16 protein-coding genes are annotated in these 18,604 nt (G+C 58.6%); 11 read left to right on the top strand and 5 right to left on the bottom strand.

What is annotated here, in order from left to right:
* Window positions 1–296 precede the first annotated feature (296 nt).
* The 5 genes from pnp (at window position 297) to cptA (ending at window position 7,485) form a co-directional block, all read left to right on the top strand.
* Window positions 297–2,420: a polyribonucleotide nucleotidyltransferase gene (pnp, locus tag DDT56_RS06035; protein ID WP_136165580.1), complete on the top strand. Its 2,124-nt coding sequence runs from the start codon at window positions 297–299 to the stop codon at window positions 2,418–2,420.
* 120 nt (window positions 2,421–2,540) lie between these two features.
* Window positions 2,541–3,425, top strand: coding sequence for a lipoprotein NlpI (nlpI, locus tag DDT56_RS06030; RefSeq protein WP_136165579.1), 885 nt, complete (start codon window positions 2,541–2,543; stop codon window positions 3,423–3,425).
* 106 nt (window positions 3,426–3,531) lie between these two features.
* A complete protein-coding gene (gene yrbN, locus DDT56_RS25165) occupies window positions 3,532–3,606 on the top strand; it encodes a protein YrbN (RefSeq protein WP_099049240.1) in 75 nt (24 codons plus the stop codon).
* On the top strand, window positions 3,599–5,464 hold the full coding sequence (locus DDT56_RS06020; RefSeq protein ID WP_136165578.1) for a DEAD/DEAH family ATP-dependent RNA helicase: 1,866 nt from the start codon (window positions 3,599–3,601) through the stop codon (window positions 5,462–5,464). The genes yrbN and DDT56_RS06020 overlap by 8 nt, the downstream gene beginning before the upstream one ends.
* Window positions 5,465–5,763: 299 nt before the next feature.
* Window positions 5,764–7,485 carry a phosphoethanolamine transferase CptA gene (gene cptA / locus DDT56_RS06015; protein WP_136165577.1) on the top strand — a complete coding sequence of 574 codons (1,722 nt, stop codon included), beginning with the start codon at window positions 5,764–5,766 and terminating at the stop codon, window positions 7,483–7,485.
* 47 nt (window positions 7,486–7,532) lie between these two features.
* On the opposite strand, the gene DDT56_RS06010 is transcribed toward cptA, so the two are convergent.
* From DDT56_RS06010 to ubiU, 3 genes are all read right to left on the bottom strand, one after another.
* Window positions 7,533–8,546 (bottom strand): luciferase-like monooxygenase, encoded by a 1,014-nt coding sequence (locus DDT56_RS06010; protein ID WP_136165576.1) that lies wholly within the window; start codon window positions 8,544–8,546, stop codon window positions 7,533–7,535.
* Between the two features lie 174 nt (window positions 8,547–8,720).
* Entirely contained in the window at window positions 8,721–9,599 is an 879-nt protein-coding gene (locus DDT56_RS06005) for a U32 family peptidase (RefSeq protein WP_136165575.1), read from the bottom strand.
* 11 nt (window positions 9,600–9,610) lie between these two features.
* Entirely contained in the window at window positions 9,611–10,606 is a 996-nt protein-coding gene (gene ubiU, locus DDT56_RS06000) for a ubiquinone anaerobic biosynthesis protein UbiU (RefSeq protein WP_009114431.1), read from the bottom strand.
* A 306-nt stretch (window positions 10,607–10,912) separates the two neighbouring features.
* Here ubiU and ubiT point away from each other — a divergent pair, with 306 nt between their 5' ends.
* On the top strand, window positions 10,913–11,437 hold the full coding sequence (gene ubiT, locus DDT56_RS05995) for a ubiquinone anaerobic biosynthesis accessory factor UbiT (protein ID WP_136165574.1): 525 nt from the start codon (window positions 10,913–10,915) through the stop codon (window positions 11,435–11,437).
* Window positions 11,431–11,940, top strand: a complete 510-nt coding sequence (locus tag DDT56_RS05990) for a GNAT family N-acetyltransferase (protein WP_136165573.1) — start codon at window positions 11,431–11,433, stop codon at window positions 11,938–11,940. The genes ubiT and DDT56_RS05990 overlap by 7 nt, the downstream gene beginning before the upstream one ends.
* On the opposite strand, the gene DDT56_RS05985 is transcribed toward DDT56_RS05990, so the two are convergent.
* Window positions 11,899–12,225: a GIY-YIG nuclease family protein gene (locus DDT56_RS05985; protein WP_136165572.1), complete on the bottom strand. Its 327-nt coding sequence runs from the start codon at window positions 12,223–12,225 to the stop codon at window positions 11,899–11,901. The genes DDT56_RS05990 and DDT56_RS05985 overlap by 42 nt on opposite strands.
* 260 nt (window positions 12,226–12,485) lie before the next feature.
* Between DDT56_RS05985 and deoC the strand changes: the two genes are divergently transcribed.
* The 4 genes from deoC (at window position 12,486) to deoD (ending at window position 16,874) form a co-directional block, all read left to right on the top strand.
* Entirely contained in the window at window positions 12,486–13,265 is a 780-nt protein-coding gene (gene deoC / locus DDT56_RS05980) for a deoxyribose-phosphate aldolase (protein WP_136165571.1), read from the top strand.
* Window positions 13,266–13,330: 65 nt separating this feature from the next.
* Window positions 13,331–14,662, top strand: coding sequence for a thymidine phosphorylase (deoA, locus tag DDT56_RS05975; RefSeq protein ID WP_136165570.1), 1,332 nt, complete (start codon window positions 13,331–13,333; stop codon window positions 14,660–14,662).
* A gap of 63 nt (window positions 14,663–14,725) precedes the next feature.
* Entirely contained in the window at window positions 14,726–15,949 is a 1,224-nt protein-coding gene (gene deoB, locus DDT56_RS05970) for a phosphopentomutase (protein ID WP_136165569.1), read from the top strand.
* A gap of 205 nt (window positions 15,950–16,154) precedes the next feature.
* The gene (gene deoD / locus DDT56_RS05965) at window positions 16,155–16,874 is read left to right on the top strand and encodes a purine-nucleoside phosphorylase (protein ID WP_136165568.1); all 720 of its coding nucleotides are present in this window, start codon (window positions 16,155–16,157) and stop codon (window positions 16,872–16,874) included.
* Window positions 16,875–16,900: 26 nt separating this feature from the next.
* Here deoD and DDT56_RS05960 read toward each other — a convergent pair whose 3' ends face one another.
* Window positions 16,901–18,565 carry an ABC transporter ATP-binding protein/permease gene (locus tag DDT56_RS05960; RefSeq protein WP_136165567.1) on the bottom strand — a complete coding sequence of 555 codons (1,665 nt, stop codon included), beginning with the start codon at window positions 18,563–18,565 and terminating at the stop codon, window positions 16,901–16,903.
* Window positions 18,566–18,604 lie beyond the last annotated feature (39 nt).

Raw genomic sequence — 18,604 nt, 5'->3', positions numbered from 1 at the left:
ACTGACAAATCTGCCTGGAGCAGATTTGAACGCTGCTTGCAGCGGCCTCAACGGGGCGAGGCCCACGGATGGGCCAAGTAATGCAGCCAACGCACCTGCAGCTTGAAGTATGACGGGTATAGTGTTGTTTTAATTATGATCTTTCATTGCAGAGGTTCGCGCGGCTAATGAGAGGCTTTATCTGCATAGGCAGGGTAAAGGTTGTCATTAGTCGTGAGGATGTAGTGCAAAGATCGGAGATTTATTGACGCGTCTATGCTGAATACGCGTGACGCGCCCAAGTTAAGGATATTATTTTGTTGAACCCGATCGTTCGTAAATTTCAATATGGTCAGCATACCGTCACTTTAGAAACCGGTATGATGGCTCGCCAGGCCACCGCTGCCGTTATGGCCAGCATCGATGATACCGCGGTATTTGTTACCGTCGTCGGCGCCAAACAGGCCAAACCCGGTCAGGGATTTTTCCCGCTGACCGTTAACTACCAGGAACGCACCTACGCCGCCGGACGTATTCCGGGCGGCTTCTTCCGTCGCGAAGGCCGTCCGAGCGAAGGCGAAACGCTGATTTCCCGCCTGATCGACCGTCCTATTCGCCCGCTGTTCCCGGAAGGCTTCCTGAATGAAGTTCAGGTTATCGCCACCGTGGTTTCCGTTAACCCGCAGGTTAGCCCCGATATCGTGGCGCTGATCGGCGCCTCCGCCGCGCTGAGCCTGTCCGGCATCCCGTTCGGCGGGCCGATCGGCGCGGCGCGCGTCGGTTACCTGAACGATCAGTACGTGCTGAACCCGACCACTGACGAACTGAAAGAGAGCCGTCTGGATCTGGTGGTCGCCGGTACCGAAGGCGCGGTATTGATGGTGGAATCCGAAGCGGACCTGTTAAGCGAAGAGCAAATGCTGGGCGCCGTGGTCTTCGGCCATGAGCAACAGCAGGTTGTTATCGAAAACATCAATGCGCTGGTTGCCGAAGCCGGTAAACCGAAGTGGGAATGGCACGCGCAGGAAGTGAACGCTTCCCTGCAGCAGCGTGTGGAAGCCCTGTCCGAAGCGCGCCTGGGCGATGCGTACCGTATCACCGAAAAACAGGAACGCTACGCGCAGGTTGATGCCATCAAGGCTGACGTTGCCGCGGCGCTATTGGCGGAAGATGAAACGCTGGACGCCGGCGAAATCCAGGACATCCTGGGCAGCGTAGAGAAAAACGTGGTTCGCAGCCGCGTGCTGCGCGGCGAGCCGCGTATCGATGGTCGCGAAAAAGACATGATCCGCGGTCTGGACGTGCGCACCGGCGTATTGCCGCGTACCCACGGCTCCGCGCTGTTCACCCGCGGGGAAACTCAGGCGCTGGTTACCGCCACGCTGGGTACCGAGCGCGACGCGCAGAACATCGACGAACTGACCGGCGAACGTACCGATCGCTTCCTGCTGCACTATAACTTCCCTCCGTACTCCGTTGGCGAAACCGGTATGGTGGGTTCGCCGAAGCGCCGTGAAATCGGCCACGGCCGTCTGGCGAAACGCGGCGTGCTGGCGGTGATGCCGAAAGCCAACGAATTCCCGTACACCGTGCGCGTGGTTTCCGAAATTACCGAATCCAACGGCTCTTCTTCCATGGCCTCGGTCTGCGGCGCTTCCCTGGCGCTGATGGATGCGGGCGTGCCGATTAAAGCGGCCGTCGCCGGCATTGCGATGGGGCTGGTGAAAGAAGGCGACAACTTTGTCGTGCTGTCCGATATTCTGGGCGATGAAGATCACCTGGGCGATATGGACTTCAAAGTGGCCGGCAGCCGCGAAGGCATCACCGCGTTGCAGATGGATATCAAAATCGAAGGCATTACCCGCGAAATCATGCAGGTTGCCTTGAACCAGGCCAAAGGCGCCCGTCTGCACATTCTGGGCGTGATGGAACAGGCGATCAGCACGCCGCGCGGCGATATTTCCGAATTCGCGCCGCGTATCCATACCATCAAGATCAGCACCGACAAGATCAAGGATGTGATTGGTAAAGGCGGTTCGGTTATCCGTGCGCTGACCGAGGAAACCGGCACCACCATTGAGATTGAAGACGACGGTACGGTGAAGATTGCCTCCACCGACGGTGAAAAAGCCAAACACGCGATTCGCCGTATCGAAGAGATCACCGCTGAAATCGAAGTGGGCCGCATCTATCAGGGTAAAGTGACGCGCATCGTCGACTTCGGCGCTTTTGTCGCCATCGGCGGCGGCAAGGAAGGCCTGGTGCATATTTCTCAGATCGCCGACAAGCGCGTTGAGAAAGTGACCGACTACCTGCAAATGGGTCAGGAAGTGCCGGTCAAGGTACTGGAAGTCGACCGTCAGGGACGCGTGCGTTTAAGCATCAAAGAAGCAAATGCTCAACCTCAGGAAGCGGCCGTAGCGCCTTCTGAGGGTGAATAACTGTTAAAAGCAGTACGGCTCCTTACAATGTAAGGAGCCGTGATCGTAAGGATCGGATATCCTTATATTGAGCTGACCGGGACAGGATGTTCATCCAATGTTTGTCTTCGGGAGTGGGAAATGAAGCCTTTCTTGCGCTGGTGTTATGTTGCGACAGCACTCATGCTGGCAGGATGCAGCAACACGGATTGGCGTAAAGACGCGGTATTGGCGGTTCCGTTACAGCCTACTTTGCAGCAGGAAGTAATCCTGGCGCGCATGGAACAGATCCTTGCCAGTCGGGCATTAACCGATGATGAGCGAGCACAGCTATTATATGAGCGCGGAGTGCTGTATGATAGCCTCGGGTTGAGGGCGTTGGCGCGAAATGATTTTTCACAAGCGTTGGCGATTCGCCCTGATATTCCAGAGGTTTTTAACTATCTGGGTATCTATTTAACGCAGGCAGGCAATTTTGATGCTGCCTATGAAGCGTTTGATTCTGTACTAGAGCTTGATCCAACTTACAATTACGCGCGTTTAAACCGGGGCATCGCTTTGTACTATGGCGGTCGTTACCTGTTAGCGCAGGATGATCTGCTGGCGTTTTATCGAGACGATCCAAATGATCCTTTCCGTTCGTTGTGGCTGTATCTGGTGGAGCGAGAAATCAATCCGCAGACGGCCGAATTAGCGTTGCAGAAACGCTATGACGAGGCGCAGAGAGGACCGTGGGGATGGAATATTGTCGAATTCTACCTGAACGCAATCAGCGAAAAAGTGCTGATGGCGCGTTTGCAGGAAGAAGCAACGGATAACACTTCGCTCGCTGAGCATCTCAGTGAAACTGACTTCTATTTAGGTAAGCACTACCTAAGTCTGGGGGACAAGAACACCGCTTCGGCGCTGTTCAAGCTGACGGTTGCCAACAATGTCCATAATTTTGTTGAGCACCGCTATGCATTGTTGGAATTGGCGCTATTAGGCCAAGAGCAAGACGACCTATCAGGATCGGACCAGCAATAGCTGACGAACAACTATTTCAGCCTGAAAAACTTCGGTTGTCACCTGTTATGGGTGAGGGCTTTTTTGTTCGCTTTTTAATCCAATTTGAGCCGGTTCACACTTTTCAATGAAAATGACTGAAAATTTTCTCGACGAGTTATGTAGACTGGCCGCCATTTATGAGGCACGTGTACATGACTGAGTTTGAAACCACTTTTGCTGAGTTGGGGCTGTCTGCTCCAATCATTAATGCCCTTACCGATCTGGGCTACGAAAAACCATCGCCAATTCAGGCGGAATGTATTCCTCACCTGCTGAGCGGTCGCGATGTGCTGGGTATGGCGCAGACCGGCAGCGGTAAAACCGCGGCGTTTGCGCTGCCGCTGCTCAACAATCTCAAACCCGAGCTGAAAGCGCCGCAGATGCTGGTGCTGGCGCCGACCCGCGAACTGGCGGTGCAGGTCGCCGAAGCCTGTAATGATTTCGCCAAACATATGCACGGCGTGAGCGTGGTGGCCCTGTACGGCGGCCAGCGTTACGACGTACAGCTGCGCGCGCTGCGCGGCGGCGCGCAGATCGTGGTCGGTACGCCGGGACGTCTGCTGGATCACCTGAAGCGCGGCACGCTGAATTTGTCCAACCTGAGCGGCCTGGTGCTGGATGAAGCCGATGAAATGCTGCGTATGGGCTTTATTGACGATGTGGAAAACATCATGGCCCAGATCCCGGCGGAACATCAGACCGCGCTGTTCTCCGCGACGATGCCGGAAGCGATCCGCCGTATTACGCGTCGCTTTATGAAAGATCCGCAGGAAGTGCGCATTCAGTCCAGCATCACCACCCGTCCGGATATCAGCCAGAGCTACTGGACGGTTTCCGGCATGCGTAAAAATGAGGCGCTGGTTCGCTTCCTGGAATCCGAGGATTTTGACGCGGCGATTATTTTCGTGCGCACCAAAAACGCCACGCTGGAAGTGGCCGAAGCGCTGGAGCGCAGCGGCTATAACAGCGCCGCGCTAAACGGCGATATGAATCAGGCGCTGCGCGAGCAGACGCTGGAACGTCTGAAAGACGGCCGTCTGGATATTCTGATTGCCACCGACGTGGCCGCCCGCGGTCTGGACGTCGAGCGCATCAGCCTGGTGGTCAACTACGACATTCCGATGGATTCCGAGTCTTACGTCCACCGTATCGGTCGTACCGGCCGCGCCGGCCGCGCCGGTCGCGCGCTGCTGTTCGTGGAAAACCGCGAACGCCGTTTGCTGCGCAACATTGAACGCACCATGAAGCTGACCATTCCGGAAGTTGAACTGCCGAATGCCGAACTGCTGGGACAGCGCCGTCTGGCGAAGTTTGCCGCCAAGGTGCAGCAACAGCTGGAAAGCAGCGATCTGGATATGTACCGCGCGCTGCTGGCTAAACTGCAGCCGCAGGAAGAGCTGGATATCGAAACCCTGGCCGCGGCGTTGCTGAAAATGGCGCAGGGCGAACGTCCGCTGATTCTGCCGCCGGATCCGGTATTCGATCGTCGTCCGCGTCGTGAATTCCGCGATCGTGACGATGCGCGCGGCGACCGCCGTCGCGAGCCGCGCGAAAGCCGCGATGGCGATCGTCCGCCGCGCCGTGAACGTCGCGATGTGGGCGATATGGAACTGTATCGTATTGAAGTGGGCCGTGATGACGGTGTGGAAGTTCGCCACATCGTGGGAGCGATTGCCAACGAAGGCGATATCAGCAGCCGCTATATCGGCAACATCAAGCTGTTTGCCTCCCACTCGACGATTGAGCTGCCGAAAGGGATGCCGGGTGACCTGTTATCTCACTTTACCCGTACCCGTATTCTGAACAAACCGTTGAACATGCAGCTACTGGGCGATGCCCAGCCGCATGAGCGCGGCAACGGCGGCGAACGTCGTGCCGGCCGTCCCGCGAGCGCCGCGCCTCGTCGTTCCTACAGTAACGGCGAACGCCGCGAAGGGAACGGCGGCGAGCGTCGTGAACGCACCTTCAACCGCGATGCCGCGCCGCGCGCTCCGCGCCGTCGTCCGGCTGACGTTTAAGGCCGTGTTACACCAGGAAATAAAATATCTTTGCGGTAGATATTTAATCGCCTGATATTTTTTGCTATAAAAACAAAGACGGTCCTCCTGGGGACCGTTTTTTTTTGCGGATATTACCGCCTCACCGAAAACGCGCTCGTCTCTTTCCAATACTCGGTTGTTAAATGATGTTGCGCACCATTGCTTAATAATAAGCAGACGATGGATGTCGCGCCTTTATAAAAATAATATTTTCTGAAAGATTTACACATCGATACCTTTTGACATTTTTATTAAATTATCTATTTGGAATAGAATAAATGTCTGATGTTATAAACGAGAAACGCTTTCAATGGCGAAGGCTGGGATGGCTTTTACTCTTTTTCTGGTACTTTTCCTGCGCGTTGCAACTGTTGATTTTATTGACCGGCCACAGCGGATTTAATGGATTAAGAGACGCTTTGCTCTTCAGCTTGCTCTGGTTGGTTCCCGTCTTCTTCTTTCCGCGTCAAACCCGGCTAATTACCGCAGTATTGGGTATTGTGCTGTGGGCCTCTTCAGTGGTTGCGCTCGGTTATTATACGATTTATAAGCAAGAGTTTTCGCAAAGCGTTCTGTTTGTGATGTTTGAGTCAAATACGACGGAAGCCGGCGAATATCTGAGCCAGTATTTCAGCCTGAAAGTGGTTGGCATATTGCTGGCTTATACCGCGATAGCCTTTTTTCTGTGGACAAGAGTGCGCCCGGTTTATTTGCCGCGCAAATATAAGGCGGGCGTCTCTTTAATTATCATCGCCGTGCTTTTCGGCGCGCCGGCCTATAAGAAAATGGCGGTGAATAAACTGTCGCTGGAAGATACCGTCGGCTATCTGGCCGGACGGATGGGAACCACGGCGCCCTGGCAATTTTTGAGCAGCTATCTGGAATACCGTCAGCAACTGAACGGCATGGAAGCGATGTTGCAGCAAAATGCGGCGCTGCCGCCGCTGAAAAACCTTAAAGACGCCAACGGCGATACGCCGCGCACGCTGGTGCTGGTTATCGGCGAATCCACCACCCGCAGCCGTATGAGTCTGTATGGCTATCCGCGCCCCACCGCGCCGCGCCTGGATGCCTTAAGCAAGGTGGATCCGAACCTGGTGGTATTTAAGGATGTGGTTACGTCGCGCCCTTACACCATTGAAATTCTGCAACAGGCGCTGACCTTTGCGGATGAACAAAATCCGGATCTCTACCTGAGCAAACCCTCGCTGATGAATCTGATGAAGCAGGCGGGGTATAAAACGTTCTGGATCACCAACCAACAGACGATGACCAAACGCAACACCATGCTGACGGTTTTTTCACAGCAGACGGACAAGCAGTATTATCTCAACAACCAGCGCACCCAGAGCGCCCGGCAGTACGATGATGTGGTTTTGCCGCCGTTTGAGGAAGTCATGGCCGATCCGGCGCCGAAGAAATTCATTATCGTTCACCTATTGGGAACGCATATGAACTATAAATATCGCTATCCGCCGGCGTTCGACCGGTTCCACGAGCGCGCCGGTTTGCCGACAGCGCTGAGCGATACGCAGGCCGAAGTCTTTAACCAGTATGACAATGCGGAGCTATACAACGACTGTATCGTCGATAGCCTGATCAACACCTTCGCGAAACATCGGCCGAATGGTTTTCTGCTCTATTTTTCCGACCACGGCGAAGATGTTTATGAAACGCCGCCGCACAACGTGCTGGGCCGCAACGAAGCCGCGCCGACCCGGGCGATGTACACCATTCCTTTTCTGCTGTGGATGTCGCCGGAGTGGCAAAAAAACCACGCCGCCGACTATGCGCCTTATGTCGACCGCAAGTACAGCAACGCCTATCTGATTCATACCTGGTCTGATTTGGCGGGGCTGAGTTATGACTTTTATGAACCGGCGAAAAGTCTGGTCAATCCCGCTTTCAAACCGGACGTACGCTGGATTGGCAATCCTTACGACAAAAAGGCGCTGCGCTCGTTTGACGATCTGCCGACCGTAGCCGCGGGCGCGCAATAATCGCCGCGGCGTTTGAGGGATGCGTTAACGCATCCCTTTCCTCCAGGCTATAGCGGCCCATCCTGCCGAACGCCGATGGCGATCTCGAACGATCGCAGGCGCGCCTGATGGTCGAAAATCTGGCCGTTTAGCATCACTTCATCCGCCTGCGTTTCGCGCAGCAAACTCTGCAAACCATGGCGGACTTTCGCCCGATCGCCGACGATCGACAGGCGTAATGTTTGCTCCACGCCGAACTGCTCCGCCGGGGACCAGAACGCATCCATATCTTCCACCGGCGCGGGCAGCGGGCCGGGCGTGCCGCGGCGCAGGTTGATGAACTGCTGCTGCATCGAGGTAAACAGGAAACGGGCGTCGCGGTCGCTGTCGGCGGCGACCACGTTAACGCACACCATGGCATAGGGTTTGGCGTGCGCGGCCGAAGGTTGAAAGGTTTCACGATAAACCTGTAGCGCCTGCAGCAGCATATCGGGAGCGAAGTGGGCGGCAAAGGCGAAAGGCACCCCTAAAGAGGCGGCCAGCTGCGCGCTGTATAAACTTGAACCCAGCAGCCAGACGGGAACCCCTAACCCCTGGCCGGGCACGGCCTGCACCGCCTGTCCCGGCTGCACGTCGGCGAAGTAGCGTTGCAGTTCCCGTACGTCTTTGGGGAAATCGTCGATTTCGGCGTTCAGGTGCCGCCGCAGCGCCATCATAGTCCTCTGATCGGTGCCCGGCGCCCGGCCGATCCCGAGGTCGATGCGGCCGGGATAGAGCGACTCCAGCGTGCCGAACTGTTCGGCAATCACCAGAGGGGAGTGATTCGGCAGCATCACGCCGCCGGAGCCGAGGCGGATACGCTGCGTGCCCGACGCCAGATAGCCAATCAGCACCGAGGTGGCGGCGCTGGCGATACCGGTCATATTGTGGTGTTCCGCCAGCCAGTAGCGGTGGTAGCCCCAGCGTTCAGCATGCTGCGCCAAATCCAGCGAGTGGCTGAAGGCATCACGCGCCGCAAGCCCGACCGGTATCGGCGCCAGATCCAGAACAGAAAAGGGGACGGACTGAAGATCAACGGACATGGCAAAGACTCACTTTATCAGGTTCCAGATAGGTTTGAGTATTGCGCCGTTTGGCGCAATTTGACACCCCGCAGCGGAATTTACCGTTATCAACCGGCCGAGCGGGCAGCGCGACGGCGCCGGCGTAACAGCCGGCGCACCTGAATTGGGCCGGCCCGCGCGCCGGCCCGAACCTTACGGCACCAGTTCCAGCCCGGCGACCCGACGCCAGTAGCCGTTGCAGTCGGCGCTTTGCTCCAGCGCCAGCGGCGCCTGGCCGTTTTCGTTGGCGCGGAAGGCGTCGACCATCGCCAGCGTCTCCATCCCCTGCGGCGACAGACGCACGATATCCACCAGACCGGCCATGCCGGAGAGTTCGTTGCCCAGGTTATAGCAGTAGCCGCTCTGCGTCTGGATGCCGTTGAGCACGAACACCTGCTGATTTTCCTGAGACAGCACCTTGCGCCCCTGCGGGTAATGGATGCAGCAGGTTTCGCACTCATCCTTGGCGCGGTTTTCCGAACGGGCGGTAAAGCAGCGGGCGGAATACGCCAGCGGCAGATGGCCGTAGCTCAGCACTTCAACCTCAAACTGGTTGCGGAATCCCAACTCGTCGCACTGGTTCAGCAGGTTTTGCAGCCAGTCGCGGGAGAGCTCGACCGGCATACACCAGCGCACCATGCCCTGTTTGCGCAGCAGGCGCAGGGTGTAGGCGTTATAGCAATTGAGGGCGTGTCCGGCGACGAACGGCAGATGGCGATCGGCCGCCATATTGACGGCGCCGAGATCGTTCGCTTCCAGCAGGAAGTCGCCGTTTTCCACGTAGCGTTTCAGCTCGTTCAGCTCCGACGGCGCCTGGAGCAGCGCCAGCGTGGAAATGACCACCTGTTTGCCGCTGGCGGCGAGTTGCCGGGCGAGGTCGAGCCAGTCGGCGACTTTCATCGCCCGCCGCTTGCTGCAAACGGTTTCGCCAAGATAGATAATGTCCGCGCCGCTGTGCGCCGCGGCCTGATAGAACGCGGCGATATCGTCTTTGGGCCAGTAGTAGAGGATGGCGCCCAGTGCATATTTCATCTTGTCTCCTGCTACTGCCATTTGCGGTGATAGGCGCCCAGCGTGGTTTGCGTGCCTTCCGCCACGGCGCCGAGGGTATCCATCCACTCCTGCGTCGGGCTGAATGCGGCGGGGTCGGCGACGCAGCGGTCAATCGCCTGCCGCCAGACGCGGGTGATCTGGCTGACATAGGCGGGACTGCGCTGGCGTCCCTCTATTTTTACCGACGCGATATTGGCCGCCAGCAGTTCGGGCAGCAGTTCCAGCGTATTCAGGCTGGTGGGCTCTTCGAGCACGTGATAGCGCTGCCCGTCCACCAGATAGCGTCCCTTGCATAGCGTCGGGTAGCCGGCGTTTTCATCATCCTGATAGCGGTCGATCAGCACGTTATTGAGGCGCGACTCCATCCCGCGCGCGGTTTGCTGCCAGCGCACAAAGCGCGCCGGCGAGCAGGCGCCCACCGTATTCGGCGACTCGCCGGTCAGGTAAGAGGAAAGATAGCAGCGCCCTTCCGCCATAATGCACAGGCTGCCGAAAGCAAACACTTCCAGCGGAACCGGGCTGGTGCGCGCCAGCTGTTTTACCTGATGGATGGAAAGCACCCGGGGCAGCACGATACGCGAGACGTCGAAGTGGCGCTGGTAAAAATGAATCGCCTCGGTATTGGTGGCGGAAGCCTGCACCGAGACGTGGCGTTCAATCTCGGGGTAGCGACGCGCGGCGTATTCCAGCATCGCCAGGTCGGCCAGGATCAGCGCGTCCGCGCCGGTTTGCGCCGCCATATCCACGGCGCGCTCCCAGCGCTGGTAACCGTCCGGGTGGGCAAAAGTATTGATGGCGATATGCAGTTTGCGCCGGTGACGGTGCACGTAGTCGCGCGCTTCCTGCAGTTTCTTGTCGGTAAAGTTGAGTCCGGCGAAGTGGCGGGCGTTGGTGTCGTCTTTCAGGCCGATATAGACCGCGTCCGCGCCATTGTCGATAGCGGCTTTTAGTGCCGGAAGGTTTCCGGCGGGGCAAAGCAGTTCCATACACTTTCCTTCATTAATCAAAGCACTCGAACGCGCCGAGGCGATCAATGATGTTGGTGGATCAATGAAATTTTTATCAGTCGATAAATATTTTTAACAATAGATGATCTTAATTAAGCTGTCAGCGCAGGACTTTGATTTAAACCAGCTAATCGTGTAATGAACGGCTAAGCCTTGCATCCGCGCTGTCGGCAGCGGTGAAGAACCGGCTAAATTATTGACATAGACCTCGGCTGCTTTGGCGCGATGTGGCAAAATGAGTGCAGATTATCTGAACCGTCGGATTGCTTTAAGAGGAGTACGCCAGTGTTGGAAAAACTACGGGCGCAAATTGTGCGTCAAGGGCCGGGCTTATTGGGCAAACCATTAAAGCTCACTCCTTTTGCCATACAGCGTCAGGTTCTGGAGAAAATGTTGCGCTGGCAGTTTCGTCAGGCGCTGGAAGAGGGCGAACTGGCGTTTCTGGAAGGTCGCTGGCTGAGGATTGAGGTGCGGGATGTCGGGCTGCAGTGGTTTATGACGCTGCGCGACAACCGGCTGGCGGTGAGCGATGAGGAAACGGCGGATGTCAGCTTCAGCGCCGATGCCAACGATCTTGTGCTGATCGCGGCGCGTAAGGAAGATCCCGACACGCTGTTTTTCCAGCGTCGTTTGCGCATCGAGGGCGATACCGAACTCGGGCTGTACGTAAAAAACCTGATGGACGCCATCGAGCTGGAAGCCATGCCCGCGCCGCTGCGCATCGGGCTGCTGCAACTGGCTGATTTTGTCGAGGCGGGGCTACGGGAGGGCGTGGTGCAATCTACCGATCACGCGCCTGCTTCATGTTAGTACGCGTTGAAATTCCGGTCGACGCCGCGGGGATCGACAGCCTGTTGCGGCGCTCGTTTCCGACCGACGCCGAAGCCGAGCTGGTTCATCAACTGCGCGAGGACGGTCAGTTGACGCTGGGGATCGTGGCGACGGATGACGAGGGCGGGGTGGTGGGATACGCCGCCTTCAGCCCGGTGCTGATCGAAGGAGAAGACCGCCAGTGGGTGGCGCTGGCGCCGTTGGCGGTGGAAGAAAGCCTGCGCCGTCAGGGGATTGGTCAGCAGCTGGTGTACGAGGGGTTGGACGCGCTGAATGAGTTCGGCTACACCGCCGTGGTGGTGGTCGGCGATCCGGCCTACTATGCCCGCTTTGGCTTTATTTCCGCCGCGCAGCAACAGCTGCACTGCCGCTGGCCGGAAGACGCCGCGGCATTTCAGGTTTACCCGCTGACGGATAACCATTTTGAAGGCGCGAGCGGATTAGTGGAGTATGCCGAGCCCTTCCATCGTTTTCTGGCATAGACCATCGGATAACGACGCAGGCTGGTCGCGCACCAGCCTCTCTTTCTGGCCTTTGCTCAACTGCTTGATGCGGTACTCCAGCTTTAACGCGCTTGAGCGGCTGCCCGCCGGGCACTGAAACACCAGCGTCAACGCGCCTTTTCCCCGCAATGCCTTCGCGCCTTTTCCCGCCTGATGCTGAGCCACACGGCGCGCCACATCGGTGGTAATGCCGGTGTAGAGCAGGCCGCTTGCCGTACGCAGCATATACAGATACCAGCAGGGTTCGGCGGGGCGTTCGGTCATGGTTGGATTATCGTTTTGGCTGCGTCAGGTTTCGGCATTTTACGGTGCTTATCCGGTGGATTGAAGTCATCGTCATTAATTAGCGCAATATGTGCTCCAGATCACATATAATCCCACTCCATTACATCATTTTTACATTAAGTGTGAATAGCAACGCAAAATAACCCGGCGCGGCATGGTCAAATACCCATGATGTTAGCCAATATCTACCTAGCCATAATCCCCCGCCGGTCGGACCGGCTGACCAGTTGGAGAGCTGTATGACAACGTTAACCGCTGTGGCGCAACGCGCGCTGGAGCTGATGGATTTAACCACCCTTAACGATGACGATAGCGATGAGAAAGTGACGGCGCTGTGCCAGCAGGCGAACAGCCCGGCGGGCAAAACGGCCGCTATCTGTATCTATCCGCGCTTTATTCCGCTGGCGCGCAAGGTACTGCGCGAGCAGGGAACCCCGGACATCCGTATCGCCACCGTAACCAATTTTCCCCACGGCAACGACGACATCGCTATCGCGCTGGCGGAAACCAACGCGGCGATCGCCTACGGCGCGGACGAAGTGGATGTGGTCTTCCCTTACCGTTCATTGATCGCCGGCGACGCGCAAATCGGGTTTGATCTGGTGCGGGCGTGTAAAACGGTCTGCGAGGCGGCCAACGTGCTGCTGAAAGTGATTATTGAAACCGGCGAATTGCAACAGGACGCGCTGATCCGCCAGGCCAGCGAGATCGCCATTGACGCCGGCGCCGATTTTATCAAGACCTCCACCGGTAAAGTCGCGGTCAACGCCACGCCGCACAGCGCGGAAATCATGCTGCGGGCGATTCGTGATAAAGGCGTGGGCGAACGCGTGGGGTTCAAGGCGGCGGGCGGCGTGCGCAGCGCCGCAGAGGCGGCAATCTATCTGCAACTGGCCGATGATATTATGGGGCCAGGGTGGGTTGACGCGCGGCATTTCCGCTTCGGTGCATCGAGTTTGCTAACCAGTCTGCTGTCGGCGTTGGGCCATCAGTCAACGGGCCGGCACGGCGGTTATTGAGCGCGCGCCGCCGGCGATTGCAACATATAACCGGTGCTTTTATTCACTTATCAGGAGAGCATGCTTTGTTTCTGATTCAGGAAATCATTCGCAAAAAGCGTGACGGTAATCCCTTGAGCGACGAAGAGATCCGTTTCTTTGTTAACGGCATCCGTGATAACACGGTGTCGGAAGGGCAAATCGCCGCGCTGGCGATGACCATCTACTTCCATGATATGTCGATGGCGGAGCGCGTTTCCCTGACGCTGGCGATGCGCGATTCCGGCACGGTGCTTGACTGGAAGCGCCTGAACTTGAACGGGCCGCTGGTGGATAAACACTCGACCGGCGGCGTGGGGGATGTGACCTCGCTGATGCTGGGGCCGATGGTCGCCGCCTGCGGAGGATACGTTCCGATGATCTCCGGGCGCGGGCTGGGGCATACCGGCGGCACGCTGGATAAGCTGGAATCCATTCCCGGATTGGATATCTTCCCGGATGACGCCGCTTTCCGGCGCATCATCCAGCAGGTCGGCGTGGCGATTATCGGCCAGACCAGCTCGCTGGCGCCGGCGGATAAGCGTTTTTACGCCACGCGCGATATTACCGCCACGGTGGATTCGATACCGCTGATCACCGCCTCCATTCTGGCGAAAAAACTGGCCGAAGGGCTGGATGCGCTGGTGATGGATGTTAAGGTGGGTTCCGGCGCCTTTATGCCGACCTATGCGCTTTCGGAGCAGTTGGCGCAGGCGATCGTCGGGGTCGCCAATCGAGCGGGGTGCCGTACCAGCGCGCTGCTGACCGATATGAATCAGGTGCTGGCCTCCAGCGCCGGCAATGCGCTGGAGGTGCGCGAGGCGGTGCGTTTCCTTACCGGGGAGTATCGCAACCCGCGCCTGAATGAGGTGACGATGGCGCTGTGCGAAGAGATGCTGCTGGCCGGCGGGTTGGCCGACAGCGCCGCGGACGCCCGCGCCCAGCTGCAAACGGCGCTGGATAACGGCCAGGCGGCGGAGGTGTTCGGCCGGATGGTGGCGGCGCAGCGCGGTCCCGCCGACTTTGTCGAACATTATGCGCGCTATTTGCCGGCCGCCACGTTAAGCAAGCCCGTTTTTGCCGACCATGACGGCATTGTGACCGCCATGGATACCCGGGCGCTGGGCATGGCGGTGGTGACGCTGGGGGGCGGACGCCGCCAGGCCGGCGACGCCATTGATTACAGCGTGGGGCTGAATGAGGTGGTTCGCCTGGGAGAGCGCGTCGACGGCCAGCGACCGCTGGCGGTGATCCACGCCAATACGGAAGCGCAATGGCGGCAGGCGGCGAACGACGTGCGCGCGGCGATCGCCGTGGGCGAGCAAGCGGCGCCGACGACACCGGTTATCTATCGCCGCATGAACGCGGACGAGGTGTGATATCTATTTTCCAACGCCGGCAGGCTTTCAGCCTGCCGCGTGTAACAACGCAGGAGAGAAATAATGAAACGTGCCTATATTATGGTGCTTGACTCGTTTGGCATCGGCAGCAGCGCCGATGCGGAGCGCTTTGGCGATGCGGGCTCGGATACGCTGGGCCATATCGCCCAGGCCTGCGCGGCGGGCAAGGCCGACCAGGGGCGCAAAGGGCTGCTGCATTTGCCCAACCTGAGCCGCTTGGGGCTGGGGAAAGCGGCCGAGGAATCCACCGGCGCTTTTCCCGCGGGGCTGGATCCGCAGGCGGATATTATCGGCGCCTACGCGTACGCCAGCGAAATTTCCTCAGGCAAGGATACCCCGTCAGGCCATTGGGAAATCGCCGGGGTGCCGGTGCTGTTCGACTGGGGTTATTTCAAGGATGAAGAAAACAGTTTTCCGCAGGAGCTGCTGGATAAACTGGTGAAACGCGCCAATCTGCCGGGCTATCTGGGCAACTGCCACTCTTCCGGCACGGTGATCCTGGATAAGCTGGGCGAAGAGCATATGAAAACCGGCAAACCGATTTTCTACACCTCCGCCGACTCCGTATTCCAGATCGCCTGCCACGAAGAGACGTTCGGTCTGGAGAAGCTTTACGAACTCTGTGAGATCGCCCGCGAAGAGTTGACCGAGGGCGGTTACAACATCGGCCGGGTGATCGCCCGTCCGTTTGTCGGCGATAAGCCCGGCGACTTCCAGCGCACCGGCAACCGGCACGATCTGGCCGTGGAGCCGCCGGCGCCGACCATCCTGAAAAAGCTGGTGGAAGAACAGGGTGGCGAGGTGGTGTCGGTGGGCAAGATCGCCGATATTTACGCGCAGGTCGGCATTACTCAAAAAGTGAAGGCCACGGGAATTGACGCGCTTTTCGATGCGACCCTGCAGGAAATGGACAAAGCGGGGGATAACACCATCGTATTTACCAATTTCGTCGATTTTGACTCATCCTACGGCCACCGCCGGGACGTGGCGGGCTACGCCGCCGCGCTGGAGCTGTTCGATCGCCGCCTGCCGGAAATGCTTTCGCGGGTGACCGGGGACGACATTTTGATCCTCACCGCCGACCACGGCTGCGACCCGACCTGGCACGGCACCGACCATACCCGCGAAAATGTGCCGGTGCTGATTTACGGCCCGAAAGTGAAACCCGGCTCCTACGGGCACCGCGATACGTTTGCGGATATCGGTCAGACGGTGGCGGCGTATTTTGGGTTATCGGCGATGGATTATGGCAAGTCGATATTGTAAAACGCTTACCGCGGACCCCTCCCGGCCTCCCCCTTGCCAGGGGAGGAGTGACATTCCCCCTCCCCTGCGAAGGGGAGGGATGGGATGGGGTGGGGTCGGGTCAAACGATTGCTGAATTTACGTCGCGCCAGGCGCGACCGGTATTTTTAACCTCGCGCCTGCTGGAGCGCGAGTGATTTTATGTTGATTAATAAGGAATAAAAGCATGGCTACGCCACATATTAATGCGGAAAGGGGTGATTTTGCGGACGTGGTACTGATGCCGGGCGACCCGCTGCGCGCAAAGTATATCGCCGAAACCTTTCTGGAAAATGCCCGCGAAGTTAACAACGTGCGCGGCATGTTGGGTTTCACCGGCACCTATAAAGGCCGCAAGATTTCGGTGATGGGCCACGGCATGGGGATCCCCTCCTGCTCCATCTATGCGAAAGAGCTGATTACCGAGTTCGACGTGAAGAAAATCATCCGCGTTGGCTCGTGCGGCGCGGTGCGCGGCGACGTAAAACTGCGCGACGTGGTGATTGGCATGGGCGCCTGCACCGACTCCAAGGTAAACCGCCTGCGCTTTAAAGACCATGACTACGCCGCCATTGCGGATTTCGATATGGTGCGTAACGCCGTGGATGCCGCCAAAGCCCACGGCGTAAGCGTGCGCGTCGGCAATCTTTTCTCCGCCGACCTGTTCTATACGCCGGACCCGCAAATGTTCGACGTGATGGAAAAGTACGGCATTCTGGGCGTGGAGATGGAAGCCGCCGGCATTTACGGCGTGGCGGCGGAGTTCGGCGCCAAGGCGCTGGCTATCTGCACCGTCTCCGACCATATCCGCTCCGGCGAACAAACCACCGCCGAAGAACGCCAGACCACGTTTAACGAGATGATCGAAATCGCCCTGGAATCCGTTCTGCTGGGCGATAGCGAGTAAGTCGGCCGCACAGCCCTGCCGGCCGGCTACCGGCGGCAGGGCGTCAGACAAAAGCGCTTCTCGAACCGGGCGCACACCGCGGGCTGATGGCTCGCGGCCAGTACGATCGTCCGCGGCAGCGCCTGGCGTAACCGCGTAAGCAGTTGCAGGGCCGCGGCGTCATCCAACTGGCTGGTGGCCTCATCCAGACACAGCAGCGCGGGGCGCAGCAGCAACGCCCGCGCCAGCGACAGCCGCTGTTGCTCGCCGCCGGACAGTTCCCGACTCCAGTTGGTTGTTTCATCCAGCCTGTCGAGCAGCGACGTCAGTCCCACCTGTTGCAACGCCAGACGCAATGACTCGGTCTCCGGCGCCTCCGCCTGCGGATAACACAGCACCTGACGCAGCCTGTCTTCCGGCAGATAGGGCTTTTGCGGCAAAAACAGCGCCGTGCCGGACGGTAAGCTGCATTGCCCCCGTGCCGCGGGCCACAGCCCGGCCAGGGCGCGCAGCAGCGAGGTTTTCCCGCCGCCGCTGGCCGCCGACAGCAGCGCCCACTCTCCCGCGTGCAAACGGGCGCTTAGCGGCGTCAGTAACGGCGTGCCGTCGGGACGATGTACGCTGAGCGCCGCGATATGCAGGGTATCGCCGTCGCGGGGCGGCGTTTGCCGCTCCGGCAACTGCCGCAGGCGGTGCTGGAATTCCCACAGTCGCTCGATGGTGGCCGACCAGGCCACCAGCTGGCGATAGGAATTAATAAACCAGCCGAAAGCGTCCAGCACGTAGCCGAAAGCGCTGCTGGCCTGCATCACCGCGCCCAGCGTGATCTGCCGCGCCAGATAAACCGGCAGAATGGCGAACACCGGGATCATCAGGCTGAGGCGAAAATAGCTGGTGATAAAGCTTTCCAGCCGGAACTCTTGCCCCATCAGGCGGCGCCAGTTGTCGGCAATCGCCCGGAAGCGCCGCTGCATGCGCGTTTGCTCGGCGGCTTCCCCCTGATAAAGCGCGATCTGTTCGCTATGCTCGCGCACCCGCAGCAGCGTGGCGCGGTAGTCCGCCTCGGCGCGCTGCCTGGCGATGTTAAGGCCGTGCAGCCGATATCCCAGAAGATGGGCGAAAAGGCTGTTAATCAGCGCGTAACCCAGCGCGATCCACACCAGATAGCCGTGAATGGTGATGCTGTGGCCGCCGATGCTGAAGGTTTGCACGCCGGACAGCTGCCACAGGATAACGATAAAGGAGAAAAAGCGGGCGATGTTTTTCAACAGCGACAGCAGCAGTTCCAGGCTTTGTTCAATCAACAGCCGGATATCCTCGGCGATGCGCTGATCGGGGTTGTCCGGTTCGCCGCGCAGGCTGAGCCGGTAGTGGGCGCCATGGGTCAGCCATAGCCGTTCAAAATGCCGCGTCATATCCTGGCGGCAGCGGATAATCAGCAGCTTTTTCAGCCAGTTGCCGCAGACGATCGCCAGCACGAACAGGGCGGTATAGCCCGCATAGCGCCAGGCCAGCGCGGCAATGGACGCGTGCTGAAAATAGTCGGCCAGCGCATCGTAAAAGTCTTTGCTCCAGTTGTTATACAGCACGCTGATCCAGACCACCGACAGCGTCAGCGCGATAACGGCGAGCAGCAACAGCCAGCATAAGAGCGCGCGGCGGGCACACCAGAATGGGGCGATCAGCTGATAAAAGCGTTTTAGTGTTTGCATCAGGTTAGTACACCCGCGGTCCTCGAGGGGCGGGCCGCG

It is taken from the genome of Brenneria corticis (genome assembly GCF_003115855.1).
Lineage (GTDB): Bacteria > Pseudomonadota > Gammaproteobacteria > Enterobacterales > Enterobacteriaceae > Brenneria > Brenneria corticis.
Note: the sequence above shows the minus strand (reverse complement) of the source record. Positions and strands in the feature narration are given on the sequence as shown.

Excerpts from the sequence above, each read along its gene's own strand:
- DDT56_RS06020 (WP_136165578.1), top strand. The coding sequence starts at position 3,599 with ATGACTGAGTTTGAAACCACTTTTGCTGAGTTGGGGCTGTCTGCTCCA.
- DDT56_RS05985 (WP_136165572.1), bottom strand. The coding sequence starts at position 12,225 with ATGACCGAACGCCCCGCCGAACCCTGCTGGTATCTGTATATGCTGCGT.
- DDT56_RS06005 (WP_136165575.1), bottom strand. The coding sequence starts at position 9,599 with ATGAAATATGCACTGGGCGCCATCCTCTACTACTGGCCCAAAGACGAT.
- deoB (WP_136165569.1), top strand. The coding sequence starts at position 14,726 with ATGAAACGTGCCTATATTATGGTGCTTGACTCGTTTGGCATCGGCAGC.
- deoC (WP_136165571.1), top strand. The coding sequence starts at position 12,486 with ATGACAACGTTAACCGCTGTGGCGCAACGCGCGCTGGAGCTGATGGAT.
- cptA (WP_136165577.1), top strand. The coding sequence starts at position 5,764 with ATGTCTGATGTTATAAACGAGAAACGCTTTCAATGGCGAAGGCTGGGA.
- DDT56_RS05960 (WP_136165567.1), bottom strand. The coding sequence starts at position 18,565 with ATGCAAACACTAAAACGCTTTTATCAGCTGATCGCCCCATTCTGGTGT.
- ubiU (WP_009114431.1), bottom strand. The coding sequence starts at position 10,606 with ATGGAACTGCTTTGCCCCGCCGGAAACCTTCCGGCACTAAAAGCCGCT.
- DDT56_RS06010 (WP_136165576.1), bottom strand. The coding sequence starts at position 8,546 with ATGTCCGTTGATCTTCAGTCCGTCCCCTTTTCTGTTCTGGATCTGGCG.
- nlpI (WP_136165579.1), top strand. The coding sequence starts at position 2,541 with ATGAAGCCTTTCTTGCGCTGGTGTTATGTTGCGACAGCACTCATGCTG.
- DDT56_RS05990 (WP_136165573.1), top strand. The coding sequence starts at position 11,431 with ATGTTAGTACGCGTTGAAATTCCGGTCGACGCCGCGGGGATCGACAGC.
- deoD (WP_136165568.1), top strand. The coding sequence starts at position 16,155 with ATGGCTACGCCACATATTAATGCGGAAAGGGGTGATTTTGCGGACGTG.